The organism is Paraburkholderia kirstenboschensis (assembly GCF_904848585.1).
Classification (GTDB): domain Bacteria; phylum Pseudomonadota; class Gammaproteobacteria; order Burkholderiales; family Burkholderiaceae; genus Paraburkholderia; species Paraburkholderia kirstenboschensis.
The window spans coordinates 432,083-458,313 of sequence record NZ_CAJHCR010000002.1 but is presented as its reverse complement, the minus strand read 5'-3'; the positions used below and the strand labels follow the sequence as shown (position 1 = coordinate 458,313).

General features: G+C 59.4%; 21 protein-coding genes and 1 pseudogene. 7 read left to right on the top strand and 15 right to left on the bottom strand.

Annotated elements, in window-relative coordinates:
* Positions 1-75 precede the first annotated feature (75 nt).
* Complete coding sequence (locus tag JMY24_RS08650) at positions 76-975, bottom strand: LysR substrate-binding domain-containing protein (protein WP_128586560.1); 900 nt, start codon at positions 973-975, stop codon at positions 76-78.
* 286 nt (positions 976-1,261) lie between these two features.
* Positions 1,262-4,801 carry an indolepyruvate ferredoxin oxidoreductase family protein gene (locus tag JMY24_RS08645; protein WP_201701832.1) on the bottom strand — a complete coding sequence of 1,180 codons (3,540 nt, stop codon included), beginning with the start codon at positions 4,799-4,801 and terminating at the stop codon, positions 1,262-1,264.
* Positions 4,802-4,897: 96 nt separating this feature from the next.
* Here JMY24_RS08645 and JMY24_RS08640 point away from each other — a divergent pair, with 96 nt between their 5' ends.
* Complete coding sequence (locus tag JMY24_RS08640; protein ID WP_128594830.1) at positions 4,898-5,797, top strand: LysR family transcriptional regulator; 900 nt, start codon at positions 4,898-4,900, stop codon at positions 5,795-5,797.
* Between the two features lie 153 nt (positions 5,798-5,950).
* On the opposite strand, the pseudogene JMY24_RS08635 reads toward JMY24_RS08640, so the two are convergent.
* Positions 5,951-7,941, bottom strand: a pseudogene (locus tag JMY24_RS08635) (acyl CoA:acetate/3-ketoacid CoA transferase).
* Positions 7,942-8,440: 499 nt separating this feature from the next.
* Here JMY24_RS08635 and JMY24_RS08630 point away from each other — a divergent pair.
* The 4 genes from JMY24_RS08630 to JMY24_RS08615 all read left to right on the top strand — a co-directional run bounded on the left by JMY24_RS08630 (position 8,441) and on the right by JMY24_RS08615 (position 10,495).
* The gene (locus tag JMY24_RS08630) at positions 8,441-8,707 is read left to right on the top strand and encodes a hypothetical protein (protein WP_328809178.1); all 267 of its coding nucleotides are present in this window, start codon (positions 8,441-8,443) and stop codon (positions 8,705-8,707) included.
* Between the two features lie 76 nt (positions 8,708-8,783).
* Positions 8,784-9,389, top strand: a complete 606-nt coding sequence (locus JMY24_RS08625) for a hypothetical protein (RefSeq protein WP_128594832.1) — start codon at positions 8,784-8,786, stop codon at positions 9,387-9,389.
* Positions 9,390-9,578: 189 nt separating this feature from the next.
* Positions 9,579-9,893 carry a hypothetical protein gene (locus JMY24_RS08620; RefSeq protein WP_128594833.1) on the top strand — a complete coding sequence of 105 codons (315 nt, stop codon included), beginning with the start codon at positions 9,579-9,581 and terminating at the stop codon, positions 9,891-9,893.
* A gap of 413 nt (positions 9,894-10,306) precedes the next feature.
* Complete coding sequence (locus JMY24_RS08615; RefSeq protein ID WP_128594834.1) at positions 10,307-10,495, top strand: CsbD family protein; 189 nt, start codon at positions 10,307-10,309, stop codon at positions 10,493-10,495.
* Positions 10,496-10,676: 181 nt separating this feature from the next.
* Here JMY24_RS08615 and JMY24_RS08610 read toward each other — a convergent pair whose 3' ends face one another.
* The 10 genes from JMY24_RS08610 to JMY24_RS08565 all read right to left on the bottom strand — a co-directional run bounded on the left by JMY24_RS08610 (position 10,677) and on the right by JMY24_RS08565 (position 20,133).
* Positions 10,677-11,186, bottom strand: coding sequence for a Mov34/MPN/PAD-1 family protein (locus JMY24_RS08610; RefSeq protein ID WP_128594835.1), 510 nt, complete (start codon positions 11,184-11,186; stop codon positions 10,677-10,679).
* Positions 11,187-11,883: 697 nt separating this feature from the next.
* Positions 11,884-12,219, bottom strand: a complete 336-nt coding sequence (locus JMY24_RS08605) for a Rieske (2Fe-2S) protein (protein ID WP_128594837.1) — start codon at positions 12,217-12,219, stop codon at positions 11,884-11,886.
* A gap of 3 nt (positions 12,220-12,222) precedes the next feature.
* A complete protein-coding gene (locus JMY24_RS08600) occupies positions 12,223-12,534 on the bottom strand; it encodes a YciI family protein (protein WP_128585575.1) in 312 nt (103 codons plus the stop codon).
* 5 nt (positions 12,535-12,539) lie between these two features.
* On the bottom strand, positions 12,540-13,382 hold the full coding sequence (locus JMY24_RS08595; protein WP_128585579.1) for an intradiol ring-cleavage dioxygenase: 843 nt from the start codon (positions 13,380-13,382) through the stop codon (positions 12,540-12,542).
* Positions 13,383-13,443: 61 nt separating this feature from the next.
* A complete protein-coding gene (locus JMY24_RS08590) occupies positions 13,444-14,511 on the bottom strand; it encodes a maleylacetate reductase (protein WP_128594838.1) in 1,068 nt (355 codons plus the stop codon).
* Between the two features lie 7 nt (positions 14,512-14,518).
* Positions 14,519-15,985, bottom strand: a complete 1,467-nt coding sequence (locus JMY24_RS08585; protein WP_128594839.1) for an aldehyde dehydrogenase family protein — start codon at positions 15,983-15,985, stop codon at positions 14,519-14,521.
* 32 nt (positions 15,986-16,017) lie between these two features.
* Complete coding sequence (locus JMY24_RS08580; RefSeq protein ID WP_128585573.1) at positions 16,018-17,037, bottom strand: hydroxyquinol 1,2-dioxygenase; 1,020 nt, start codon at positions 17,035-17,037, stop codon at positions 16,018-16,020.
* 42 nt (positions 17,038-17,079) lie between these two features.
* Entirely contained in the window at positions 17,080-17,574 is a 495-nt protein-coding gene (locus JMY24_RS08575; protein WP_128594840.1) for a cupin domain-containing protein, read from the bottom strand.
* 114 nt (positions 17,575-17,688) lie between these two features.
* Positions 17,689-18,618, bottom strand: a complete 930-nt coding sequence (locus JMY24_RS08570) for a LysR family transcriptional regulator (protein ID WP_128585571.1) — start codon at positions 18,616-18,618, stop codon at positions 17,689-17,691.
* A gap of 258 nt (positions 18,619-18,876) precedes the next feature.
* The gene (locus tag JMY24_RS08565; RefSeq protein ID WP_128594841.1) at positions 18,877-20,133 is read right to left on the bottom strand and encodes an MFS transporter; all 1,257 of its coding nucleotides are present in this window, start codon (positions 20,131-20,133) and stop codon (positions 18,877-18,879) included.
* A gap of 766 nt (positions 20,134-20,899) precedes the next feature.
* Between JMY24_RS08565 and wrbA the strand changes: the two genes are divergently transcribed.
* Complete coding sequence (wrbA, locus tag JMY24_RS08560) at positions 20,900-21,502, top strand: NAD(P)H:quinone oxidoreductase (protein ID WP_128594842.1); 603 nt, start codon at positions 20,900-20,902, stop codon at positions 21,500-21,502.
* Between the two features lie 76 nt (positions 21,503-21,578).
* On the opposite strand, the gene JMY24_RS08555 is transcribed toward wrbA, so the two are convergent.
* Together JMY24_RS08555 and JMY24_RS08550 are read right to left on the bottom strand one after the other, a co-directional pair.
* A complete protein-coding gene (locus JMY24_RS08555; RefSeq protein ID WP_201701944.1) occupies positions 21,579-23,708 on the bottom strand; it encodes a hybrid sensor histidine kinase/response regulator in 2,130 nt (709 codons plus the stop codon).
* Positions 23,709-23,964: 256 nt separating this feature from the next.
* Positions 23,965-25,017, bottom strand: coding sequence for a YncE family protein (locus tag JMY24_RS08550; protein ID WP_128594844.1), 1,053 nt, complete (start codon positions 25,015-25,017; stop codon positions 23,965-23,967).
* A gap of 349 nt (positions 25,018-25,366) precedes the next feature.
* Between JMY24_RS08550 and JMY24_RS08545 the strand changes: the two genes are divergently transcribed.
* On the top strand, positions 25,367-26,062 hold the full coding sequence (locus tag JMY24_RS08545) for a glycine zipper 2TM domain-containing protein (protein WP_128594845.1): 696 nt from the start codon (positions 25,367-25,369) through the stop codon (positions 26,060-26,062).
* Positions 26,063-26,231: the final 169 nt, after the last annotated feature.

Sequence of the window (26,231 nt, the reverse complement as noted above, 5' to 3'; positions counted from 1 at the left end):
AAATCTAGACTGTCTTCGGCACCGGGACGAAGTGCTGGAATCACAAGGGGGGCATTACCAATCACGACGTCCGCATTAACCCTGATGGCTATGTGAACATAGATGCAATATCAGGGCCGCAACCGCCTTGCGGCGCGATGACCTTTTGAACGCATGCACTCGCAGCGTCCTGCTCGTCGCCCACGGTGCATCGAGTGGGTGACGAATGAAGTTTCGCGACCCCGCGAACGCCGAAGCCGCGCTCGTCGGCACGATGCCAATGCCTAAGCCAGCCTCTACCATCCGGCACTGGGCGTCAAAGCTATTAACCGTGACCGATACTCTGAGTGGCTTCCCCATGGCTGCCGCGCGCTCTCGCAACTCCTGGTCGAGCGTTCCTCCGGCCTGCAGTGCAACCAGCGAGAAATCCAGCACATCACTAAAGGTCGGGGCAGTCACTGACGCGAGCTCGTGCTGCCGTGGAACTACAACCAGCAAGGGGTCGTCTGCAAAGTGCCAGGAGTCGAGGCTGTCTGGCGCGACGACCGCCGACGAGATTCCCACATCTGCCCGGCCGTCCACACATGCGCGCAGTACATCACTGCTTATCTGCTCGATGAGAGCAATCTCGACCAGCGGATACTCTGCCTTGAAAGTCGTCAGTAGTTCAGGGAGAAACCCGACGATGGCGGAGGCGTTTGCATATAGCCGAACGGTTCCCGAGACCTGGCCTGCCAACGAATGTACCTCGCCCACCAATGACTGCAATTGGTCGTTCAGTGCACGAGCCCGTGAAAAAACATGGGCACCTGCCTCCGTCAGCTCGACACCAGACGGTGAACGCGTCAGTAAAAGCGCGCCAAGAGAGGTCTCCAGGTCAGCAATGCGCCGACTGATAGCTGACGACGATATGTGGCCTCGTGCGGCCGCTCGGGCTATCGAACCCTCCTCAACCACTGCAATAAAGAGTTCAAGACTGTATGGGTCAATGCGCACGGATATCGTTCCCAGCAGAATGGCGACGACAGCAGGCGGGGGCTGGTCACGCGGAATCGTCGAACTTGCGATTATCCGCCCATCTTGCGGGCGCGCAAGCAAGCCAGCGGTACAGCGCTTGTTGCGTTCCCACGTAATAAGCGTTTTCGTTTGCAGTCCCGTGGAGTAGCACCATCTGATACGACATTCTTCGTACGCGCAATAGAACCAGCGCCAAGCAGCGCTCGACTTGCCCAAGAGCTACTCGGACGCCCAATCGCCGAACTAATGAAGTTACCCGCGTCGCCTACCAGGCAACCGCTTTCAGGCTTTCGGACGCACCCGCCTTGAACTCATCGAGAAGCTCCTTCCGTCGGCCAATGGCGGCCTGGACATTCCGTTCCTTGACATGTCCGAACCCCCGCTCGGTCTGAGGCAGCCGGGCCAGCTCGACTGCAATTTTCAGGTTCTTATCGGTCAACTCGTGAGCTAGCTCCAGGACAAGCGCACGGAAACGTTCAATCGAGGCGCGTTCCTGCTTACGCTCCTGGGTAAAACCGAATGGGTCGAGCGCGGTGCCTCGCAACGACTTCAATGCAGCGAGCATCCGGAAGGCAGTCATCATCCAAGGACCGTATTGACGTTTAATCAGATGCCCGTTTTTGTCGCGCTTCGCGAAGAGTGGGGGAGCAAGATGGAACTGGAGCGATACCTCTCCATCGAACTGAGCCTTCACCTTGGCCTCGAACTCTCCGTTGGTATAGAGGCGTGCCACCTCGTATTCGTCCTTGTAGGCCAATAGCTTGTATAGGCTGCACGCGACTTCGCGTGTGAAATTGTCACCCCCGACCCGATTGCGTTCGACTGCGGCGATGGATTTCACGAACGCCTCAAAGCTGCTCGCATAGCTACGGTTCTGGTACCCGGTAAGTCGTTGCTTGCGGTTCTCGACAATGCTTTCGAGCGGCTCCAGGCGCTTCGGCAGGAAGAGCACCGGCGTAATCTTTTGAAGACCGGCAGCTTCGCGGACAATGGCGATGTTGACGGCAGCCTGGCGCCCCCACGCAAACGCTTCCTTGTTCATCGCGACGGCGGCGCCATTCAGTTCGATTGCCTGCATCAGAGACGCCTCGGCCAGAGGAATCCATCCTTTTTGCCACGCGTAGCCCAAAAGGAACATGTTGGTTGCGACGGCGTCACCGAGCAACGACGTTGCAATAGAAGTCGCGTCCACAGGCTCGACCAACGATACATTTGCGGCGACCTGCGATTGCAGACCCTCCTGTGACGCCTGCCAGTCCGGATTTCGCGCAAAGCTGCCGGTGGGCGCGACGTCGGTGTTCAACAGCGCAATCGTTCGCGAGCGGTTTGACATCGCAATGGCGTCCTTGCTGGCCGCCACCATCATGTCGCAACCGAGAATCAGGTCTGCCTCGCTCGCAGCCACGCGGGCAGCATGCAAATCCTGCGGACTAGCGCCGATGCGGATATGTGACATCACCGCGCCGCCTTTCTGGGCCATCCCTGCCATGTCAAGCACGAGCACGCCCTTGTTCTCGATGTGTGCGGCCATGCCCATCAGTGCGCCAATCGTCACGACCCCTGTACCGCCGACGCCTGTTACGAGAATGTTGAAGGGCCGCTTGAGAGATACGTGCGCGGGAGCAGGCAGACCTGTCGGCGCTGCAGTCTTTGTGCGAGCCGCCTTCCTTAGCTTTCCGCCTTCGACGGTCACAAAGCTAGGACAGAAGCCGCTCACGCACGAGAAATCCTTATTACATGAGTTCTGGTCGATGACGCGCTTGCGGCCCAGCTCAGTCTCGAGCGGCAAGATGGACACGCAATTGGACTGGACGCCGCAATCGCCGCACCCCTCGCATACTTCCTGGTTGATGAGGACACGACGCGCTGGGTCTTCGAGCTTCTTCTGTTTTCTGCGGCGCCGCTTCTCCGCAGCGCAGGTTTGGACATACACGATGGCGGTTACGCCTTCCACTTCGCGGAGTTCTCTCTGGAGGGCCTCCATTTCTGAACGATGCAGTAGGCGGGTGCCTTGTGGAAGCTTCGCTTGAGCGAACTGCTCCGGCTCATCCGAGACGAGATGAACCTGGTTCACCCCCTCAGCAGCGACCTGCGCAACAATCTGCAACGGCGAGGGCGCGCCCTCGACCGGCTGACCACCGGTCATGGCTACTGCATCGTTATAAAGAATCTTATATGTGATGTTCACACCCGCTGCGACCGATGCCCGGATGGCCAGAGAGCCGGAGTGCATGTACGTGCCATCACCGAGATTCGCAAAGATATGGGGCGTCTTCGTAAATGAGGCTTGTCCGACCCAGGTGACGCCTTCACCGCCCATCTGCGTGAAGGTCTCGGTGCGCCGGTCCATCCACATCGCCATGAAGTGGCAACCGATGCCGGCGACCGCGCGACTTCCCTCGGGCACCTTGGTGGACGTGTTATGCGGGCAGCCCGAGCAGAAATACGGAACGCGGGCCGGGAGTGTCGAGTCCAGGCCGGATTTCGCTGCCGCGCAGTCGGCAGGAATGAGGAACCTTGTCACGGAAGCGGGCACGTCACCATCGCTTGTACGTACGAGACGCGCCGCGATGACTGCCGCGATTGTGGCTGGAGCAAGCTCCCCATTTGGAGACAAAAGGATGCCGTCCTTCGGTACCTGGACCCACTCGCCAGCCTCGCTGTATTTTCCGACGACACGAGGGCGCGAGGCCACCGGCTCGTTGTAAAGCTGCTCCTTGATTTGATACTCGATAATCTGCCGCTTCTCCTCGACTACGAGGATTTCAGAAAGCCCCTCCGCGAACTCGCGGATGCACCGGGGTTCCAGCGGCCACGAAACACCGATTTTGAGTAGACGAATTCCAGCCTGTGCTGCGGTCGTCTCATCCAGACCAAGCAGAGCCAGTGCTTCGAGAGTATCCAGATAGCTCTTGCCGGTAGTGACGATACCGAGCTTAGCCTCGGGCGAGCTCCATGGCTGACGGTTCAGTTTGTTGACGCGCACGTACTCGAGAAGCGCGTAAAGGCGCTCGCGCTGAAGTCGGTTTTCCTGCTCGAGTGGCGCATCTGGCCAACGAATAGAAAAGCCGTCCTGCGGAATCGGATAGCTATCCGGAATGGTGATTTCCACGGCTAGCGGGTCGATTTCAAACGACGCCGATGTCTCGATGGTATCCGTGATGGTTTTGAAGCCGACCCAGCACCCTGAGTAGCGCGACATGGCCCACCCATGCAGCCCAAATTCCACAAACTCGCGCACGCCGGAGGGATTCAGCACTGGCATCATGGCAGCAATAAATGCGTGTTCGCTCTGATGCGGCAAGCTCGACGATTTGCAACTGTGGTCGTCGCCTGCAATCACGAGCACACCGCCGTGACGGGAGGTGCCAGCGATGTTGCCGTGCTTGAAAACGTCGCCGCTCCGGTCGACACCGGGGCCCTTTCCGTACCAAAGGGCAAACACGCCATCGACGGTCGCGTTCGGGTCGAGGTTCACCATCTGTGTGCCCCAGACGGCGGTTGCCGCCAGTTCCTCGTTCAGCCCGGGGACGAACTTGACGTTGCTTGCGCTCAGATGCTTCTTGGCCTTCCAGAGTTCCTGGTCTACCGCACCCAGCGGCGAACCTCTGTACCCTGAAACGAAGCCTCCCGTGTTTAGTCCGGCGGCTTCATCTCGAAGCTTCTGCGCAAGAAGCATCCGAACGAGCGCCTGCGTTCCTGTCATATAAACGCGGCCGCTTGGCTTGAGGTATTTGTCCTCAAGTGTGACTGCCGACTCTGCGCCACAACTTGCGGGGCGCGCACTGAGGCCACTCGATTCCATCGAGCTGTCTCCGGTTTTGATTGTGGTAACGCAGTATAGGAATGCCCCGGCTCATCGTAAAATCACATTTTCGCTGACACCGTATCGGAATTTCAGATGGCTATCGATATCACCATGAAGCAGCTCCGGTACTTCGTCGCTACTGCCGAGTGCGGGCAAGTATCGATGGCTGCCTCCCGGGAGCACGTCTCGCAGTCGGCGGTAACAGCGGCCATCGCCGCGCTCGAGGAGACGCTGGGCACTCGGCTATTCGAGCGGCATCCGCAGGGCGTGACCATCACGCTCGACGGTCACGATTTCTACAATCACGCTCGCCATGTGCTCGATTCATTGAATGATGCCGTTCATAAGTCGCGGTTGCGCGCGCACGAGATAGCCGGAGTCGTGAGGGTGGCGGCTTCGTACACGGTGATGGGATATTTCCTTCCTGAAGTGCTAGCCCGGTTCCGCGCAAGCTATCCAAACGTCAACTTCGAGCTTCACGACCTGGAACGCGAGCCACTGGAACAGGCAGTACTGGCAGGCGACGTCGACGTGGGAGTCGCATTGCTTTCAAACGCATCTGACGTTGCGCGCTTCGGGCATCGCAGTTTGATAAGCTCACCCCGCAAGCTGTGGGTGTCCCCGACTCATCCTCTTGCAAAGGTCGACCGACCCACGCTAAGCCAGATCGCCCAATACCCCTACGTGATGATTACTGTGGACGAGGGCGAAGCATCTGCAATGCGCTACTGGCGCAAAGAGAAGCTCGCACCAAACGTGATTTTGCGAACAGGGTCGATGGAAGCGGTGCGAGCTTTCGTGTCACATGGCTTCGGCATTACGATTCTTTCGGACATGGTCTTCCGGCCTTGGTCGCTCGAGGGAAAGCGCATTGATGCCAAAGAGCTAAAAACTCAAATTCCCAACATGGACGTCGGCATGCTCTGGAGCAAGACGCAAGCGAGGTCAGTGACGACCCAAGCGTTCATTGATTTCCTTGGATACACACGTTAGTGCCAAAGTGGTCGATGCGGTCGAGACAATTCGCTTCCCGACTTGTGTCGCCGCAGAATCATGCGGGAATCGACCCGCGCAGCTAACTGCATCTCTACTGAGCTTCTGGTTCCTCCGTCGGTGGCGGTCAATGCCGAAAGCCTACCGACTCAACTACCGAGGTTCATGAGACGATGCTTCTTCGGGACTTTCATAGATGTACGTGGCGACGCTGCGTCGCTGCAGAGCGTCCCCCAATTTCATTCGAAGGAAGCTGCTCGTCGTGTACCGGGTCACGTCCGAGTAATAGCGGGCGACTAAACCGGTCACCATCTCCGAATAGGCATCAATGACCTCTGGAGCTATCGAGAAATTGTCGTAGTTGACGATTGCGTGAGGCTTGACCGTGAGACCGGACAACGCCCGCTCGACCTCGGTGCGGATTGCATCGATGTCCTCAGCGGTCGTCACCTTGTGTCCCTCGAAATTGATGAAGAGCATGTTTTTATCGGCGTCGTAGCTGAAGCGCTCGTTGAGCTTCAGGCTCAGGAGCATTGCTCGCAAACCCATCGGTTTGTTCTCGAAAATGCGGGCATCCATGAGGCGCGGTGGTGCTTTGATGACGGGAGTGAAACCCATCTGGGCAACGATGTCTCGCTGAAGGTCGATCCCGGGCGCAATTTCGGAGAGTTCGAGACCATCTGGAGTCAGTCTAAAGACACATCGCTCCGTGATGTACAGCACGGGCTGGTGGCGCTCGTTAGCATAACGACCCGCGAAAGTTCGATGCTCTACGGCTTCTACGAACTTCTGCGAAACACCATCCTGAAGAATCTGCAGACGCCCGTCTTTGATAATCACATCCAGCTTGCCGGCGTTAAACGTTCCGACAAACACAACCTTCTTGGCGGCCTGGGAGATGTTGATGAAGCCCCCAGCGCCCGCGAGCTTCGGACCAAACTTGCTCACATTCAGGTTGCCGTCCCGGTCGACTTGAGCCAGCCCGAGAAATGCAATGTCCAGACCGCCGCCGTCATAGAAGTCGAACTGGTAGGGCTGGTCGATGATGGCGTCGGTGTTGGTTGCGGCACCGAAATTCAAGCCGCCGGCCGGGATGCCTCCGATCACCCCGGGCTCGGTTGTCATCGTGAAGAGGTCGCAAACTTTTTCCTCGTTAGCGACGCTCGCTATCCCTTCAGGCATGCCAATCCCGAGATTCACCACGCTGTTGGCCATCAGCTCGAACGAAGCGCGCCGTGCGATAACCTTTCGCTCCGTGAGAGGCATGGACGGAATTGAACTCGTCGCAATGCGAAGCTCGCTGGCGAACCCCGGGCTGTACGATTCGGCGAAGGTTTGCCAATGATTTTCCGGTCTGGCAACCACGACACAATCGACCAGAATGCCTGGTATCTTGACCTGCCGGGGATTCAACGTGCCGGATTCTGCGATACGTTCGACCTGGACTATCACGATGCCACCGGAGTTACGCGCGGCCATTGCGATGGCGAGCGACTCAAGGGTGAGCGCTTCCTTCTCCATCGTCACGTTTCCGTTCGCGTCGGCGGTTGTGCCACGCACGATGGCGACGTCGATCGGGAAAGTTTTGTACAGAAGGCAATCGTCACCGTTGACGGATATGAGGCTGACCAGGTCCTCCGTCGTCCGGGCGTTGAGCTTGCCGCCACATTGCGTGGGTCGACGAACGTGCCGAGTCCAACTGTCGATAAATGACCTGGCCGATGAGCCGCGATGTCGCGAAACAGCTGGGAAATGACGCCTTGCGGAAGGTTGTAGGCTTCGATGAGACCTTCAACGGCCAGGCGTTGGAGGCCAGGAACAAGTCCCCAGTGACCACCGACAACCCGCCGGACGAGTCCTTCGTGAGCGAGGTGATTTAAGCCTTTACCGGCTCCGTTGCCCTGACCACCCGCGTAGACCAGTGTTAAGTCTCGAGCTGTGGCGCTTGCGTTGCCGCCTGAGTCAAGGAACAGCTGCTCGAGCGCGATGGCGACTTCTTCCGCGAACCCGATACCAACGAAGCCACCGGTTGCCACGGTGTTTCCCGGTCGAATCAGTCTGACGGCTTGTTGTGCGCTAACGATTTTGCCTCGCGCGACACTATTGGCGGCTGCGGGGAATGGGTGTTGAAAGCCTGCACTCATGATGTCTCCAAACTGCACCATGGAGCCAGGCTCCGGCGCTATATAGTTGTTGCGACCATTCGTAACTCGACCACAGCCTTCGTTCCTAGTTAATGACGAATTATGTATCAGCTACGGACGGTCGGTGGAAAACCATAGATGGCTCTGGTTTCAAGCCCTGAAAATCTTCCAAAGCCGCGAACTCAGGTCATCGTTATCGCCCTGTTCTTGTCGACAGGCTTTTCCGGAAGGGCGCACACGCTTGTCTCAGACTGCGCGCGAGTTGTCGGGCAGCTCGCACCGCCGCTGAGCGTCGCCGGCTCCGTGCACGCCATGGCCGCGATGTTCGCCTCCGAAAAGAGAGGTCGATAACAACCAGGTGTAGGAATAGCTAACCCACGCCATGACCGATAGCGGAACAGAAATTGCGGCGTCAAATGCAGCGGGTCGAACCCACCCGGGTTACAGCTTCGCTTTGCATACGAGGGAGACCGTCATGCGAATCGCTGCGAGAGGATTCTTGTTTTCTGCGTTAGTTCTGAGCTTGTCTGGTGCCGTCTACGCGCAAGGAGCGGGTGGTGGGGGCGGCGCGGGTGCAGGCCAGGGCGGCACTGGAATGGGAACGCCGAATGCAAAAGGGGCGACGGAGTCGCCATCTGGCGCGTCTGGCGCAAACACGATGGGACAGTCGGGCGACATGTCGCAAAAGCAGATGAAGCCGAAGACGCAGAAGAAGGGAGGAATGGATGCGCCTGCGTCGGGCAGCGGTATGAAGAAGACCTACTGACAGCAGATTGCCGATGGGACGTACCCCTGCAACCGAGAGGTACGCTCCCGCTTTGGAAACCGGGGAGGAAGCGGACATGAGTGAATACAGAACGCGCGCCTCCCGCTTCGGCATCGTCGCTGCGGTTATCCTCGTTGGCCCGGTTCTACTTCCGCCGGCTTTTTCCCAGGACGCTAGCTCCCGGACGTCAGGCCAAGCAGCCGGTGTGAGCGCGCTACGGCATATTCAGGCACGCATCACGGGAATAGACACGCTACACAACAGCGTGACCTTGCGCGACGCGCGCGGCGAAATGGCAGTGATTGAAATCAGCCCGGACGTCACAAAGCTCGAAGAATTTCACTTGGGGGACACGGTGAAAATCGCATATAGAAACGCAATTCTGACGCATGTGGCCAAGGCCGCATCGAGCGGCATCCGCGAGCGAATCGAAACCGAAGTTGTGCAGCCAACAGAGAATGGAGAAGCCAGTTCGACCCAAAGCGTGGAGTTGCTGGCGACGGTGCTGAAAATCGATCGGAAGAAACGGGAGGTCACATTGCGCGGCCCGACTTTAACTGAGGAATTCGACGTTGCCCCAGATTGTCCTCTTGGCGGTCTGAAAATCGGTGATTCGGTCCGCGCGAGATTCGTCGCTGCCCGCGCAACTTCGGTTGAGCGCGTTGGAACCGCTCCTCAGTAAGGTGCTGAGTGGTGACACTCCTGTCTGTCGAAATGGTGCGCAATGCGCCGTCAGACTGTTCTGGGACTCGGTGGCCGTTTTGCCTTGCCAACCGCGAACAGTCAGCGACCCGAGGCACGAACTATGCGCCACCTAAGGTCATGCGGGCGGCAGACGCTTGCACGAGACATCTTCTTCCCGGGAGGAGCCATGAAAGTCATCGGTAAAACAATTTGCGCTTCAGTTCTCGCGGTCGCCCTGTCGGCCGTAGCATACGCACAACCCGGCGGCACCGCTGGCGGGACGGCAACGCCCGGTGCCGGCGCTGGTTTGACGAAGGCCCCGACCGGCAAGGCAGACGGTTCTCGGGATGTCACTGGCAATAACGTCGGCGAGGCGCGCAGTAGCCGGCCGACGGCACAATTGAACCGCGGCAAGACCAATGGTCTGAATATGGGTACCCGAAGTGGCGCGAACAGCGACGTCAACGCACCACGGAACGGCCCCGGGAAAAACAGCCAGTAGCAGTGACAGCGGGTTGCACGCGGCGTCGACACCGCTACAGGCTTACGTCGACGCGACACCGCCGCCTTTCGACTACGCAACGGGCGATTCGCTGCCGCCATAAGTGAGCGACGGCCGCGCGAAGGGCCGAGCGTCGCCAGAACAGCGCAGCCGTTCTGATGGTCCAGCATGAGCTGCGCGACACCGCGTATTCCGAACGGCCTCGCGGGCTACGCGCCACGCGTCGAGTCAGGAACAGGCGACGCTCGCGCCGTTCGGGCGCACCATAACTTCACTACGCTTCTGCCGTACCGCGTCCACAGAACGCGTGTCCCTCCAGGCGTTCTACTTCGCTAACCCGAGCGCTTTTCCTATACTGATAGTGTCGCAATGTGATTAGCGCGACGCGGGCCGTATTTTTGGAGGACTGCATCATGAACAAGGACCAGGTCAAAGGCGTTGCTCAAAAGATGAAGGGCAAGGTCAACGAGGCAATGGGCAAGGTCACGGGCAGGCCGTCCCGGGAACTGAAAGGCGACGTCGAGCAAGCGGCGGGACAGGCCAGAAAAGATGTCGGTGATGCCAGGGAAGCGGCGAAGGACAGCACGAAGCGTCACCACTAACCGCCTGCGCCCGGGGCTTGGCTCAACGCATTAACGAGCGTCGAAGGTTTCGTGAGGCGGCCGCAGGTGAAGTCGGTCGCCAGTCCATTTCACCAGACAGCTCTGCCGTTGACGATGCTGTCGCCAGGGCTCGGGCGTGCTGACGACCTTGAACCCGTCCCAAAGGCCGCGAGGGCAGCAGTTAGCGTGGTGTCTTTGGGTCGGGCCAAGGCCACCCTTTTCGCGCCCCGGGTGCATTCCGCCCGGCGGACGGCGTGGCCCCGACCGGAGTGACTTCCTCCGCGGTATCGTGCCCCCGTTCGTCCGCGACGTTCGGTTTCGTCTTGGGGAGCCCCGTCCCGAACCACTTTACCTTCTTCTGGATTTGAGCGACGTAGGCGCTCCAGCCGTCAAGATTGCCGTCGAAGAGTTCGTGTTGAACGGTTGACGCGAGAGCTTTGCGGTTGAGCTCGGTATTGAGCAGTTCCTTCGGCCACAGAAAGAACGCGCCGGCGACGCGTGCACTGAATTCGTCCACCGTCATCTTCGGGGCAAGCACGCCGAGGAACTCGAAGTCCCGAATCAAATCCTCTTCCTTTGCAAGCTGCACCACCGGCGTGTGGGGCGCGCCTGTCCGGGCCAAACAGCTCAAGGCTTCGAGCATGTCGCCGAGGTGAAGTAGGAGTTCTCGTCTGTCAAATCGGTCGTCCATTGAATATCTCCACTCGCGGCGCCGTCCGGTGCTTCGGACGTTCGCAGTGAACAGATGAATTCACGGCCGCCGAACCGGGCACGCAGGGTCTTTAGTATTGACCTTCGGAAGTACGGGATGCGTGAATCGCCTCGGACCAGCACATGCGACTTTAGCGGCATTGGTTGCTCCCACGGGCCGAATCACTCTTATGGTAGTTCACCCTTGGTCATAAGCCTCGGCAGCCGCTATTACACGTGCAGGTTTTGAGGTTTCGAGAGTACGAATCTGCCATTCGCAGTTATCAGAACAATTCGCAGTGCCGTCACTGCTCTGAGCATTCGCGGAGCACAGCGCTGCTCGCCGCTGCGACCTTTTGTTCTTCCGGGTCGAACGCGCACGTACCGCCTTGTTACGCGGTGCGCACGCTTAAACGAGTCAAGCCGCGACGAGAGGGTTTCGGAACCGCAGTTCCGCCCCTTTGCCACACAGCGTCTACAGTGCCTTAAGTGTTCGACGCCGCTTTGCAGCCGAGCATCAACTTGAACGGTACGCCGGTCGGCAAATCGCAACCGGGCGGATTCTTCTATGTCGATGAGCCCGCCGGCCAGTATGTCGTTTCGACTCCCACGGAGACCGAGAAGACAGTGTCGTCCAGGCTTGATGCGGCCTGCTCGACCGATTACCCGCGGTACAACTCAATTCGCTACCGTTTGTACTAAGAGGCCGAACAAACGATCCATGCGGACGAATCGACCTCGACAGGCACGCCTTCTAATGCCGCCCCTGCACATGGCCCCTCGATACAAACTCCATCATTGAATCTGAACAGCGCGCTGTGATGGGCGCACATCAATACCTGCGACCGGTAACATGAAACACTACCCGGTACAAAATCGAGCGGTACCGAAAAGTGTGGGCATCGATTCACATACGCCCACACCTGCTCGGCTCGCCGTACCACAATGACAGGGCGACCGATGCATGCCTCGTCGATTACTCGCGCACCACCGTCAGGGATATCGGAGAAGCGGCACAGTTGTCTCGCACTCATGACTCACACTCTTCGCTCGGGGTTTCCCAAGCTCCAGTCCCACGGTCGCACTTCCACCCGTGAAAAAAGGCCTTCCTTCATATATGGGTCGTTCCCTACGAATTGCATGACGGCATTGATATCGTCTGCCTCGACGACCAGGAGCGTTCCGTTCATTGCGTCGCACAGCGGTTCTAGCGTCGGGCCGCCGAGTCGCACATAAACACCGTGCTGCGCGGCCGACCTCAGGTAAGTCCGATGGCTTGGACGCACACGGTCGCGCACATCGCGCATACCAGGCTGGTCAGTAGCGAAGACCGCGAAGAATCGAGCCATTTCAATTAGCCCCTGTCGAGGGTAAAGTCATACGTCGCTTCGCGGTATGGACCGCTCAATTTGAACTGACGCGCGAGTTGGTCATGCGCATCCCGCTGACGATATTCGACCATGAGCGATGACTTAACGCCGAAGACTGCGTCAGACTTCAGATACGGGTCGCTCTCGTCGAAAAGATGGGTCACAAGGGTGCGGTAGCCGGGCGCCTCGATCATGAAGTGCAGATGCGCGGGACGCCAGGGGTGGCGCCCCGTGGCGTCGAGCATCTTTCCCACAGGCCCATCAGTTGGGATGGGATAGCTGACCGGCAATATCGTGGTGATTGCGTAGCGGCCTTCCGCGTCGGTCCGGTAACGGCCGCGCAGGTTACCGTGAGGCTGTTGCGTGTCTTGCCCGGAATACATGCCGTTCTGCGCCGTCTGCCACACGTCGAGCACGGCGTCGGTTATCGGGGCGCCGTCGATGGTAAGCACGCGACCCCGCACGACGACTGGTTCGCCAGGTGTGTGTGCCATATTCTCGCCGAAAGCACGCTCCGGCATTCCCTCCATGTAGAACGGCCCGAACACGGTCGTTTCGGTCGCCCCCGTCGCGTATCGATGATTGATTGCGTCGACCAGCATCGACACGCCGAGCGTGTCGGACAGAAGGATGAACTCCTGGCGAACGACGTCGTCGCACATCTTTCCCGTCTCGGTCAGAAATCGAATAGCCGCCATCCACTCGGCCTCGGTCGGTTCCGTCTCGCGCACAAATGCGTGGAGGTGCCGCACCAGGCTCTGCATCAAGGCCCGCAAGCGCGGATTCGAAGTGTTCTCGAAACTGGCGACGACCTGCTCCGTCAGCATGGCGCCGCTATCCTGGTGTTCTTTGTGGTTCACGTCTGTCTCCGTTCTCGTTCGTGGTAACTCAGTGCGGGGCGCGCCCTTGCCACGCGTCCTGAAGCAGCTCGCGAATCGCCGCTCGTTCTATCGGACGCGGATTTGCATATGGGTTCTTGCAAGCGATTTCAGTAGCTTCATCGAGGCCGTCCTGCGGCATCCCGATGTCCGAGAGCGCTGGCGAGATGCCGAGCTGCGCGTTCAGCTTGAACAGCAGCGGACCTGCTTCGTCCGCTTCGATCCCGCCCAGCGCCCGCGCGACGCGGCGTAGCGCCTCAGGCGCGGCGGCATGGTTGTAATGCGCGGTATGAGGCAACATTGCAGCGTGGGTTTGGGCGTGCGGCAGGTTGAAGGTGCCGCCGAGGGTGTGACAGAGCTTGTGGTGCAATGCCATCCCGACTGCGCCGAGGCACGTCCCAGCAAGCCAGGCACCGTATAACGCCCGGCTGCGCATCAAGCGGTCTTGCGGAGCGCGGACCACAACGGGGAGTGCCTCGCCGAGCGCACGAATGGCTTCCTCCGCCATCAAGCTGATGACCGGATTCGCGTCTTCCGCATAGAGCGCTTCGACGGCGTGCGCCATCGCGTTGATGCCAGATGCCGCCGAGATGCCCGACGGCAGGGACAACGTCAAGGACGGGTCATAAAGCACCGTACGGGGCAGTACCCGTGCGTCGCGTCCAGTGCGCTTCAGCCGACCTTCCGTGAGGCCGAAAATCGGTGTCATCTCGGAGCCCGCGTAAGTCGTCGGCACGGCGAGGATAGGCAACGAGGACTCGAGTGCGATTGCCTTGCCCAACCCGATGGTCGAGCCACCACCAATCGCAATGCAGCAGTCAGCGCCCAGCTCGCTGGCCGTCTCGCGCGCCGCGCGTGCCACTTCGACCGGGACATGCATGACCGCATGCGGATAGACACCCGCCGCGCGCTCGCCCAACACTTCCTTTACCCTGTCAGCGAGAGGGCGCTGCTCAGGTGTCGATAGAATCAGCGCGCGGCGCGCACCGAGCCTTGTCAGCTCATCCGGCAGCTTGTCGAGCGCGCCCCATTCAAAAACCACCCGGGAAGGGGTACCCTGGTAGACAAAGCGCTCCATGAAGACCTCAGCGTTTGAAGTGCGGCGGCACTTTACCGTCGACGTTGACCCATACCGACCGTGCTTCCGTGTAGTCATGCATCGCCTCGAACCCCATCTCGCGACCGTAACCAGACTTGCCTACGCCGCCGAATGGGCTGCCGGGATTGACGCGCTTGTAGCAGTTAATCCAGCACATGCCAGCATTGATTTGCGACGCCATCTTGTGGGCGCGGGACAGGTCGTTCGTCCAGAGGCCGCTGCCCAAGCCATATTCTGTTGAGTTTGCGATGGACAGCGCTTCCTCATCGCTACCGAAGCGCAACACCGTGACGAATGGGCCGAACACTTCTTCCTGAGCGACGCGGTCGGACACGCTCTTTGCCTCGATGATCGTGGGGCGGACATAGTAGCCATTGGCGAGCGTCGGGTCCTGGGGAGCGCTTCCGCCGCCAAGAACACGGCCACCTTGCGCCCGAGCCACGTCGACGAACGAGAGCACGCGGTCCAGGTGTTGTTTCGACGTCAGCGGCCCCATCTCTGTATTGTCATCGAGCGGATTGCCGACACGGACCGACGATGCCAGCGATACGAATCGCTCGAGAAACTCATCCGCGATGCGTTCGTGCAGGACGAGACGCGAGCCCGCGATACAGGCTTGTCCCTGGTTGTGAAAGATGGCCCAGGCTGCGCCGTTGATGGCAGCATCGAGGCTGGCATCTTCGAATACGATGTTGGCGCCCTTGCCGCCCAGCTCCAGTTGAACACGCTTCAGGTTGCCTTGCGACGCTTCGACAATTCGTCGGCCCGTCGCCGTCGAACCCGTGAACGCAATCTTGCCAACGCCGGGGTGTTCGGCGAGCCGCTGACCGGCCGTGTGTCCATAGCCCGGGACGATATTCACGACGCCCGCGGGGAAGCCGACCTCGGCCATGAGTTCAACGATACGCAGAGTCGAGAGCGGCGTGATTTCCGACGGCTTCAGTACCACTGTGTTGCCTGCGGCAAGTGCGGGGCCCATCTTCCAGCTCGTGAACATGAGCGGAAAGTTCCAGGGAACAATCTGGCCCACGACGCCGATGGGGGCACGCTGCACATAGTTAAGAAAGCCCGTTTCGACGGGAATCACGGAGCCCTGAAGCTTGTCGGCCATGCCGCCAAAGTAGCGAAAGCAGGCCGCCGTGCGCGGCACGTCCAGCGAGCGCGAATCGCGAATCGGGTGGCCGGTGTCCAGCGATTCGAGCTGCGCCAACTCCTCTGCATTCGCCTCGATAGCGTCGGCAAGGCGCAGCAACAGACGGCCGCGCTCGGCTGCCGGCATGGCCGACCATTTTGGAAACGCGCGGGTTGCCGCTTCGACGGCCAGGTCCACATCCGCCGCAGTAGCCGCAGCAATTCTGGTGATAAGCGAGCCGTCGTGCGGATTGAGCACGTCAATGGTTTCGCCGTCAAGGGCGTCAACGAAGCGCCCGTCGATGAAAAGTTGGTTTTGCATGAATCGTCCTGGATATATTGCTGGCCTGCCGCTTAGAATTCGATAGGGTAGGGAGCAAGCTCGCCACTCTCGTATCGCTGGGGAAGGTTCGGCGTCGCGTTCTCCCAGACCAGCAGCATTGAGCGCTTCGTCGAATAGCCTTGATGCCGGATGTCGGCGGGCATCGCGCATATATCACCCGCACGCATTGTGATTCGCGCACGGGGCGCACCGGTGTTCTTGTCGCCGATGTCCCATACGATTTCATCGGACAACTGCAGAAACCATTCGACGCGGTCATTGCCATGAAACACCGGCAGAATGAACTCTTCGGTGGTCGGGCAAAACAGGCTGGGGCCGCAAACCGACGTGACTGAGGGATTCCACGTCACGTCAGAGCGAGAAAGATATTTGAAGAGGTTGAAGGCGTGCAATTCGCCTTCGAAGCCCGGCTCGACGTGAACTTCCGGCTCGTCCTGGGCGACGTCCAGGAAGGCTCGGTTGACGGGTAGTTCGTCGCGCAGCGGCGAGTCACCTTCAAGGCCGGGCATCCGGCGCGTCGCGATGCGTGTGCGTTCGATTGCCGAACCGTTGTCGCCGTGCTTACGCCCGAATGCCGTGCCGGTTTCGTCTGGGGCCGCGAATGGGTCGAACCCTTCGTTCGTCCAGTCGTGCAGCATAGCTTTGAAGGTTGCCATGATGGTCGGCGTCTCAAAGGTCTCGGTGTAGTCAACCCCGGCTTCTTTCAGAATACCGTTGAAGGTGCCCGCGTAAACGTCCACCTTGCCGTAATGGTTGCGAGTGCCGAAAACGTGGTCGAAATTGACCCAGCCATAAAAAAAGCCCCACGCCACATCACGCATCATCGCCCGAAGGAATGCGTCCGCCGGCACAGCGTGCGTGCGAGTCTGTCCTTTCGCCGGCCAGCTGATTTTCACGAAGTACTCGTCACGCTGGAAGTTGAATTCACCGAGCTGGAAGCTGCGGTAACCGGTGACGGGACTGGGTTCGCTGGAGCGTACCGTATCGGCAGCAAAGCCTGCGGGATTGTCGAAGTTTTCGAGGGTGGCCATAACTTGTCTCCTGTGATATTCGAATAGCGGCTGTCGCAAGGGTCAATGGAGACAGATGTCTGCCCACTTTTCTACGGACAACTCACCTAGAATCGTCTGCACCAGTGCGACGCCGGGTTCCGCGGCAGTGAAGCGGTATGCACAGCCGGCGGGAAGCAGCGCTTGATGCCCCTTGCGCAGGACAACGTGCCCCATCTTGCGGCCAGCGGGCTGCGCACCAGCATTCACGGTCCCTCGGCCTGACTTTGGCGGGACATCGAGCTTGATGAATTCGATCTGGACTTCGCCATCCATCTGAATGGTGAACTCGTCGTGTGCGCAGGCGAACCATGGCGACTGGCCTTCGGTACGCATCACTTCAATGACATATTCGAGATTCTTGCCGGCGACCACCTTAACGTAAGGGGCCGATCTGGATCCCACGTCGAAGACGTTCGAGAAGGCGTAGTGATGAGCGCTGCCGCTAGTGATTTCAATCTCACCCTTCTTGTAGCTGTCGAGTGAGCCAAAGACGGTGTGGTATGCCGTGTCGGTCATTGCTGTCTCCTGTGTTGAACCGTTTGTTACGTTCAACTTTAGGGGCAAGGGGCGGCAGCAACAAGCTACGGTACGGCGATTACGGCGTTTGCGTTTCCCGAATAATCAAGCGATTCACCGCACCCAGCCACGCTCCAGCAGGGGTGCGTCCCATGCGGGCTCGCTTCCAATGTGTTCGACCAAAAATTCGACCAACGCCCTGACCTTCAAGGCCTGTCGCTGCGTCTCGGGGTAGACCGCTGCGAAGCTAAGGGGCGCCAGTTGATATTCGCTCAAGACGGGCAGCAACGTACCGGCAACAAGCGCATCGCTTGCAACAAGAGTTGGCAGACAAACAAGGCCCCCACCTGCAAGCGCATATTCCCGCAGCAAGTGCACCGAATTTGAGCGAATCATGCCTGGCAACTCCATTTCGACCACCTCTTCGCCGTGTGTCATCGTCCAGCGGTTGCGTGAGGGGTAGCCCGAATAGAGTGCTGTTGTGTGCTGCAATAATTCGCGCGGATGTTGCGGGGCACCATGCTCCGCAAGGTAGGCGGGCGAAGCGCAAAAGAGGCGCCGCACCGTGAATAGCCGCCGCTCGATGAGTGATTCCGAAATCGGCGGGAAAATCTGGAATGCGATGTCGAATCCCTCTTCGACAGGGTCTACGACCCGGTCGTTGACAATAATGTCGAGCTGGATGCCCGGGTATCGTCGATTGAATTCAACCAACGGAGCACCAAAGTGACCGAGCGCGAAACCGGGAAGCATCTGGATACGTAGTCGTCCGGTCGGCGTCGCGCGAAGTTCGCGCATCTGGTCAGTCAACTCGTTGACACGGCCAACCACCTCGGCGCACTCGCGATAGAAGGCCTCGCCAACTTCAGACAACCGCACATGACGCGTGCTTCGATGGAAGAGCGGCGCATTCACAAACTTCTCCAATTGCTGAATGCGGTTCGTCACCACCGAACTTGTCACACCTAACTGCCTGGCGGCTTCCGCGAAGCTGCTCGCCTCCGCGACTCTTACGAATGCCTCGATGCTCAGGAACCGGTCCATACCGCGCCTTCTCGTCAGCGAAAACGTAAAATTATATGTACAAGAAGGCTCGCTGCGTTTGCAAAAGACGTCAGGTATTTTCACGTTGATTTCAAGCCCGCATGCCGCTTGTGCGGGAGTGCTGCCGATGGGCTGTCCACATTGCTCCGGTACTGGAGACGGTTACTTCTGAGGTAGCGGCACTTGCGTGAAGAGTTGCATCGCTTGTCTTTCAAGTGCTGACCTCGCTGCTCGCCCGTCCCGGCAAACCCGAGGCAATTACCGCGGTTGCTCTGCTGCGGCCACCTCCGGCCGCACGTCCGAGTGACGCTGCAGGACGGCCGGTGCGGTTTCCTTCAGAAACATGCTGACCAGAATGCCAAGGGCAACTGCAACCATCGGCAGCCAAAGAATGTTCTGGATACCAAAGTGCGCTGCGACGTACCCGCCCATGGCAGGGGCGATGCCTCCTCCGAAAATTTCGCCCACCCCGACGACCGCACCAATGGACGTCGAGACAAGGCCGATTGGCGCGGCCTCGGTCGCCACCGGGCCGGACAGCAGTGAGACCAGGCCGAGCGTGAAGAACGAAGCAACGAACAGTACTGCGAATAGCACTAGAGGCTGGGGGCCGAGGCCGCGGAAGATATAGAGCATGACTGCAGTGCCCGCGAAGCCAACGATGCTTGCAAGCCGACGACCGACCAGGTCTGAGAGACCGGGCAACCCGAACTGCCCCAGAAAGCCACCAAAGCCGATGGCCGACACGACGAGGCCCATCTTCTGTGTATCGAGCGACAGGTATCCAGTGAGGTAAAGCGGCAGCAGCGCGCCGAGAACGAACACACCGGTCATCGCACAGCACAGTGCGCCCATTGCGACCACGATATTCCGATTCTTGAGTACATGCCCGAGATTCGCCGGCGCATGTTCCGACGGTCCCGCTCGCCTCGTCACCTTCGGTTCACGGATAACGAAGAACATAATCGCCCCGAGAACCAGACCAGGTATGGCCACAAGGGCAAACACCCATCGCCACGTCACGAAACTGAGCAGCTGTGTGGCGATAATGGGCGACAACGCCAATCCGAACAGCGCGAAGCCGCTTTGCTGGAGTCCGAGGTTCAAGCCCCGACGCCGCGGATGCGACGCATCGGCCGTGGCCGCGAAGCTCGTGGGACAGAAGGAGCCCTCTGCGACGCCCATCAGGCCGCGGATGGCTATCAGACCAAAGAGACCGCCCGCGAGCCCCGAAAACCCGGAGAGCAGCGAGAAAGCGATGATGGCAGGTATGAGGACCTTCCTGCGGCCGACTTTGTCCGAGATGCCGCCCATCAGTGCAGCGAAAACACCCCAGGACAGGCCGAGGACGCCGATGCAATTGCCCACGTCCTGCGCATTGAGGTTGAGGTCCTTCATGATCGACGGAAACAGCGGTGCAATTAGCCAGCGGTCCAGGCCAACCAGCCCAAAGCCAAGCGCCAGCAGCGTCACTGCTTTCCATTCGTAGGATGTATCCCATCCGGCTGATTTCATGTCTGTCTCCGTGGACGCTGGTCATCGGCGCGCCCCGGGGGCATTTGCGCGTAGCCAGCTCAGATGTCTTGTGTGTGCGACGTCAATCGCAAGGATGGTCGACCACCGACCGAGGCGGTGAATTTCAATTCGCCGACGTCACGACAATAGGAGCAAGCTCTCTTTTCGGGTATGGAACAACGAGCGAACACGCCATTTGCGAAACGCAAATAATCGATGGCGACAGGCGCCAGGCGCCCACTGAGAAGAGCGGCGCGAATGTCGCCCCGAAGGGAATACGGTGAAATCCGCTTCCTTGGGGGAATCCCTCGTAGACATGCAAGGGGTCACGTTCGGCGTGACAACATGTTCCGACAGGCGCAGGATCCGGATGAAATCGTTGAGCCACTCGCCCAGCCAGGAGAGATCTTTGTACTGCTTCCCACAAGCACCGCGTCAACTAAAACGTGACAGACAGTAACGCGATATGCCATTGACTACAGATGGTGTTCGCGTAACCTTCGCGAGCAGTACGCGATGTCGTCCACACGCACCCTCAGGAACCTAACCGCGCGGGGCATGGAAATCGTCGTACGTACCGAGTCCACTTCGAGCGTTGACCTTGATGACAACACTACGTTGGCTCAAATTGGCAAGCTCAGTACGCCTTACCGAGCGAAGAGGGGATCCAACGTCCTGGACTTTCGGCGGCGCGAATTGTATGCCCCTCGCCTGACAACCGTCTCAACCGACCCTCAGGGTCGCCATGCAAACCTGGAGAACTTCAATGCCTAAAATTCTGGTCTTGTATTACTCGTCCTACGGTCACATTGAGACGATGGCGAATGCTATCGCTGAAGGTGCGATGTCGTTCGCCGGTGCGAGCGTGACGCTCAAGCGTGTACCCGAAACGATTCCCGCCGAGCAGGCAATGGCAGCTGGCATCAAGCTGGACCAGGCCGCGCCCGTGGCTACCATCGACGAACTCGCTGACTATGACGCAATCATCTTCGGGACCCCGACGCGCTTCGGTAATATGGCCGGGCAAATGCGCAATTTTCTCGACCAGACCGGCGGCCTGTGGATGAAGGGCGCACTCATCGGCAAGATCGGTAGTGTTTTCGCGTCGACCGGCACGCAGCACGGAGGCCAGGAAACCACAATCTCGTCGTTCCACTCGACGCTTCTTCATCACGGGATGGTCATCGTCGGCGTTCCGTACGCGTGTGCGGGTCTCACGAAGATGGACGAAATCACCGGCGGCACACCTTACGGTGCGACGACGCTTGCAGGTGCCGACGGCAGCCGCCAACCGAGCGCGAACGAACTGGACATTGCCCGTTACCAGGGCAAGCACGTCGCGGAACTGGCGGCGAAGCTGGCATCCTGACGCTGACGCAGCGTGCTCAATTCGCGGCCCGGACATGCGCCAGGGCGGGGCGCGGATTGCGCCGAATTCTCGCTTGCTATACGCGGGCGACTGTACTGCTGTTGGTCAGTAGCAGGCTCAGTTCGTCGATATTGAACGGCTTTGCCAGGACAATCACCCCGCCCAGCTTTGCGCGCTCAAGTTCATCAGCGTAGCCGGTCATCAACGCAAACTTCTGCTTCGGCCACCTGCTCCGGACATGTTCGGCAAAGTCGATACCGCTCATCTTTCCGGGCAGATGCACGTCCGAAAGTATGAAGTCAAATGCGGCGCCGCTGACGAGCACCTCAAGCGCTTCGTCGGCCCTCATGACGTGTCGTACCGTGCATCCGAGCACCTCCAGGACGGCGCAGATTCCGGCGGCCACCTCCAGGTTGTCTTCTACGACGAACACATGCTGCGGCGTAGGCGCCGCAGCAATGGGTTCGGGCAAAGCCACTTCTACCAGACTTTCCGCCCCTTGATAGCGAGGCAAGAAAAGTTTGAGAGTCGTTCCTTTACCTGGCTCGCTCTCTATCATCGCTGTTCCACCGGACTGCTCGCATGTGGCTAGTACCTGTGCAAGCCCGAGACCGGTGCCGGCGCCAAGTGCTTTGGTGGTAAAAAGCGGCTCAAACGCATGCTCCTTCACCGATGGAGGCATCCCCTGTCCGGTATCGGAAAGCGCCAACAACACGTACTCTCCTGGGGGCAGTCCATTCTTGAATTGCGCGCCCCGGACGTTGCTGCATCGGATGGAAAAGACGCCTCCATCGGGCATGGCATCTCTGGCGTTGACGGCGATGTTGAGAATCGCTGACTCCAGTTCGGTTACGTCTATCTTAACTAGCCAGGTGTCCGGCGCTACGTCCAAAGTGAACTCGATTCTTTCTGTCAGCGCTGTGCCTATGATGCTGGTGGCGCTCCCGAGCCATGCGGGCAAGTCGACGACTTCATGCTTCAGAGGCTGTTTGCGGGCGACGCTCATCAGTCTGCGGGCAAGTTCTTCCGCCCCCACTGTGGCTCGCTTCACCGCGGTGACCTCTTTTTTTACATTCGTATAGTTTTTTCGGGTCGCCAGTTCCATATTTGCCGCCACGACCATCAGCAGGTTGTTGAAGTCGTGAGCCACGCGCGCGACAAGATTTCCTAGCGCCCCCATGCGCCGCAACTGACGGCTCGAAGCTTCGGCAGAAGCACGCCGTGTCCACTCGTTTTTCCAGTGATTCCATGCCGCTTCCTCAGCTCGCAGTTGACGAAGCGAGAAAACAATCAGTGCCCAGAGTCCAACGCACGGTGCGAGCGTGAACATAGCCACGATGGCCAGATGTTTGCTCCATTGGTCATGTATTGCTGCCGTGGCGTAGCCGCTGGCAACATAAAGTGGATACCGTCCCACGCGCCGAAACGTCAGGATTCTCTCGACACCGTCAACGGTAGAAATCATATCGACCCGGCCAACTTGCACCGCGTCCGCAAGCGCTGCGGTAAAGGGGGTATTCGGCGCCGGATTGCGCAGGTCTCCCACGTCCGGAAGTCTGGCCAGAATGGTCCCGTCCTGGCGGTAAAGCCCAACGAGCAATGCGGAGTTGTTGTTAGTCAGGTCCGCGTAGAATTCGCTGAAATACTGTCGCTTGAGCGCGATGGAGACAACGCCGAGAAAATCTCCGTCGGTGCCGACCCGGGCCATGTTTGTCGTAAAGACGTCCGACTGCATAACCTTGCCCGATAAAGGCCGGGAGAAATAGGGGGCCGGCGCGGACGCAAGTGCCGCTCGAAAATCTTCGCGTCCGGCGATGGAAAGCCGCGGCGCAGGAAAGAAACGGCTGCTTGCCAACAGATCACCGTTTGTGCCAAACACAGATATCGCAGCAAGTTGGGGGTAGTCCGCTGCAATTGTGTTGAGCCTGCTATATATGCGACCCTCGTGTTTGCGGACTTCCGCGTCATCGTCATCATTGAGAAGCTCGACGATGCGCGTTCCGATTTCGTTGTTCATATCGACAACCTTTAGCGCGTGTTCCTGGGCAACCCTGGTCAGGCGGTCCACGATGTCGCTCGCGTCTGCGACGCGCCGCTGGAAGTCAAAGTATCCGTAGCCTGCGAGACAGCCAAGCGGAACAACAACCGACAAAACCAGAACGATGACAAGCACGCGTCGCGTTACCACAAAGTTGCGCGACGGCATCGGTACATCCGGCTCACTGTTGTTGTCGACTGACAAGGTCGGAGGCTCCCGCAAGTCGTTCATTGCTGCCCATGCCCATGGTACTGCGGGAAAATATCAGCCGGGGATTTTCAGGTTAGTGAACCGTTTCACACATCGTCCCTTGAATCGCGTGCGTTAGATTGTTCACGATTATCCCGGACGGCTCGAGCACCGCGTGGGGCGGATAATTGGGCGCCATGCGTGCTGTCGCTTGCCTTTACAGCGACACAAGACATCAACCGGCATCCTGGCGTTGGGGTTCGAGAATGCGCAGCATCGTGCGGCCGCCTAAGCTCCTGAGCGGAATGTAGATACGATGTGTCTTTTGGTCTACAGCGACGACGTGTGCATTTGGGCCGACATGAGTGTCGCCCAGCTTCGAGATCGCGCCGGCTTCTACCCGAAACATCGAGAGAACTCCCGCCTCACCCGCGACGTACAAAAGATGGAGTGAGGCGTCGTACGCCAGCACGTCCGGGTCCTTTCCGACCTCGAACAACGACGACACACGCATCGTGCGCATATCGAGAACGACAAGCCGGTCGTTTCCCTCGCACGCGATGAATGCGAGTCTGTGGTCCGCGTCTATTAGCAGCCCGTGGTTCCCCTTGGCGCCTGGCACATCAATACGCGCGACGATCCTGTCACTGGCGGGGTCGATTTCCACCAGCTGATTGCGCGTCTGGACGTTGACGAAAATGTGCTTTGAGCTCGGGTCATACTGCGTATTGCCCGCCTCACCGTTAAGCGGGATGATTGCGACCCGTTGGTTCGAAGTCACGTCAATGACTGTCTCCGAGCCACCGGTTTGGTCGGAAACGTAGAGCTTGTGCGCGTCTGGCGCATAGGCCATCCCGTCGGGGTATGTGCCCGTCGGGATGCGAGCAGTTATCCGCGGCGTCGCCGTGTCGATGACGTCGACCTCATTGCGTCCGGTGGCCGATGCATAGACGCGTCCTAACTCAGGAATGGCCAGCACGCCGTGGACAGAACTAACGTCGGCGACGCGTCCAGCTACGCGAGACAACTCAGTGTCGAAGACGACGACTTCGCTATCGCCCAGGTGCGCGATAAACAGCAAGTGTCTAATGGCGTCGAAGCTTTCGTAATCGAAGCGAGTCGTCTTCCCGCCAAGCGGAATGTCCGCGACCTTCTGCAGAGGCAGGTTGGAGGCTTCGAACGCTTCGTCCTTGCTCGCCGCACTACCCGGGACAGATGCAAGAACGGCAATCGCGAGGACCGCAACAGCGAGGGCTCGCACCGTGGACGACGTACTCGGCAGGACCATGATGTCGCTCCCTCATCATCGGATCTACGCGGCCGGTGGCCAGCCATGAGTTTCGCTCTGGCGGTCGCGGCAGTACGCGTAGAGCGCGTCGTAGATCATCATGCCATGCGAAAGCATCTCACGGTCGCTCTCAAAGATTCGCGATAGGCCAAGAGACAATGCCAACAAATCGACGGCTCTGGTCCATACAGCCGGGAGGCGGCAAACCACGGCTTGCCGGGCACGGTATAAATCCAGTTCTCCGTTTTGCCCGCCGGCGGCACTACAACTGCTTACAAATCTCACACTGACCCGGTGCACCGTTCTGTCGGCTGCGGCGTTCTTGCTGACACACTCAACGGAGCGCGACATGAGCACCAACCTGACTTCCAGTTCACCGCAACGCAACCGCATCCATCCTCTGGTTGCAGGTGCCGCCGTAGCCGTTATCCTGGCCAGCGCTACGGGTATCGCGGCGATGACGGGCCTTCTTCCGACGTCCCGCGCTGTAACGGCGCCGCCGACGCAAGCTATGCCGGTCGCGGCACAAATCGCCAGCGCGCCGGTTGCTTCACCGCAACCCAACGCAGAGCAACGCGTGACCCGGGAGGAAGCGCCCGCCCAGCCGCGCGTCCATCACCACCCCAAGGCGCCGGTCGAGCAGGGTGCAAGGTATGCGAACAGCGACGCATATCAATCCTCGGTGACATCCGCGCCGAGGCCAGTCGCCGTTGACCCGAACGCCGGCGAAGTGGTCGCCGTGAATACGGTTCAGGAATCAGAACCCACAACGGGTCTCGGAGCCGTAGGCGGGGCCGTCGCTGGCGGGCTGTTGGGAAATCAGGTCGGTGGGGGACGTGGTCGAATTCTGACCACGATTGCCGGCGCCGTCGGCGGCGGGCTCGCGGGCAATGGCATCGAGCACGCTGTGCGCAAGGCGACGAGCTACCAGGTGCAGGTCCGAATGCAGGACGGCAGCTACCGGAATTTCAATTACTCAACGCAGCCGCCGGTCCAGGTGGGTGAGCGCGTTCATGTCTCCGGTGACTCCTTGAGCGCGTCATAACCAGCGTGAAAATGGGCAAGGCTTTTTTGCGGTGACCGCGGTACAGAATTGCCAATTGGGCTGTGCCGGCTGAATCACCCTTCAGCCTCCTCAGGGAGTGTCTGGGCGCGTACATCGCGCGTGAAATCGCGCGATGTACAGGTGGCTCCTGGTCCTGAGAGCATCGAAG

Coding starts and splice junctions, on each gene's coding strand:
- JMY24_RS08645 (WP_201701832.1), bottom strand. CDS start 4,801: ATGGAATCGAGTGGCCTCAGTGCGCGCCCCGCAAGTTGTGGCGCAGAG.
- JMY24_RS08640 (WP_128594830.1), top strand. CDS start 4,898: ATGGCTATCGATATCACCATGAAGCAGCTCCGGTACTTCGTCGCTACT.
- JMY24_RS08625 (WP_128594832.1), top strand. CDS start 8,784: ATGAGTGAATACAGAACGCGCGCCTCCCGCTTCGGCATCGTCGCTGCG.
- JMY24_RS08620 (WP_128594833.1), top strand. CDS start 9,579: ATGAAAGTCATCGGTAAAACAATTTGCGCTTCAGTTCTCGCGGTCGCC.
- JMY24_RS08615 (WP_128594834.1), top strand. CDS start 10,307: ATGAACAAGGACCAGGTCAAAGGCGTTGCTCAAAAGATGAAGGGCAAG.
- JMY24_RS08610 (WP_128594835.1), bottom strand. CDS start 11,186: ATGGACGACCGATTTGACAGACGAGAACTCCTACTTCACCTCGGCGAC.
- JMY24_RS08605 (WP_128594837.1), bottom strand. CDS start 12,219: ATGAGTGCGAGACAACTGTGCCGCTTCTCCGATATCCCTGACGGTGGT.
- JMY24_RS08600 (WP_128585575.1), bottom strand. CDS start 12,534: ATGGCTCGATTCTTCGCGGTCTTCGCTACTGACCAGCCTGGTATGCGC.
- JMY24_RS08595 (WP_128585579.1), bottom strand. CDS start 13,382: ATGCTGACGGAGCAGGTCGTCGCCAGTTTCGAGAACACTTCGAATCCG.
- JMY24_RS08590 (WP_128594838.1), bottom strand. CDS start 14,511: ATGGAGCGCTTTGTCTACCAGGGTACCCCTTCCCGGGTGGTTTTTGAA.
- JMY24_RS08585 (WP_128594839.1), bottom strand. CDS start 15,985: ATGCAAAACCAACTTTTCATCGACGGGCGCTTCGTTGACGCCCTTGAC.
- JMY24_RS08580 (WP_128585573.1), bottom strand. CDS start 17,037: ATGGCCACCCTCGAAAACTTCGACAATCCCGCAGGCTTTGCTGCCGAT.
- JMY24_RS08575 (WP_128594840.1), bottom strand. CDS start 17,574: ATGACCGACACGGCATACCACACCGTCTTTGGCTCACTCGACAGCTAC.
- JMY24_RS08570 (WP_128585571.1), bottom strand. CDS start 18,618: ATGGACCGGTTCCTGAGCATCGAGGCATTCGTAAGAGTCGCGGAGGCG.
- JMY24_RS08565 (WP_128594841.1), bottom strand. CDS start 20,133: ATGAAATCAGCCGGATGGGATACATCCTACGAATGGAAAGCAGTGACG.
- wrbA (WP_128594842.1), top strand. CDS start 20,900: ATGCCTAAAATTCTGGTCTTGTATTACTCGTCCTACGGTCACATTGAG.
- JMY24_RS08555 (WP_201701944.1), bottom strand. CDS start 23,708: ATGCCGTCGCGCAACTTTGTGGTAACGCGACGCGTGCTTGTCATCGTT.
- JMY24_RS08550 (WP_128594844.1), bottom strand. CDS start 25,017: ATGGTCCTGCCGAGTACGTCGTCCACGGTGCGAGCCCTCGCTGTTGCG.
- JMY24_RS08545 (WP_128594845.1), top strand. CDS start 25,367: ATGAGCACCAACCTGACTTCCAGTTCACCGCAACGCAACCGCATCCAT.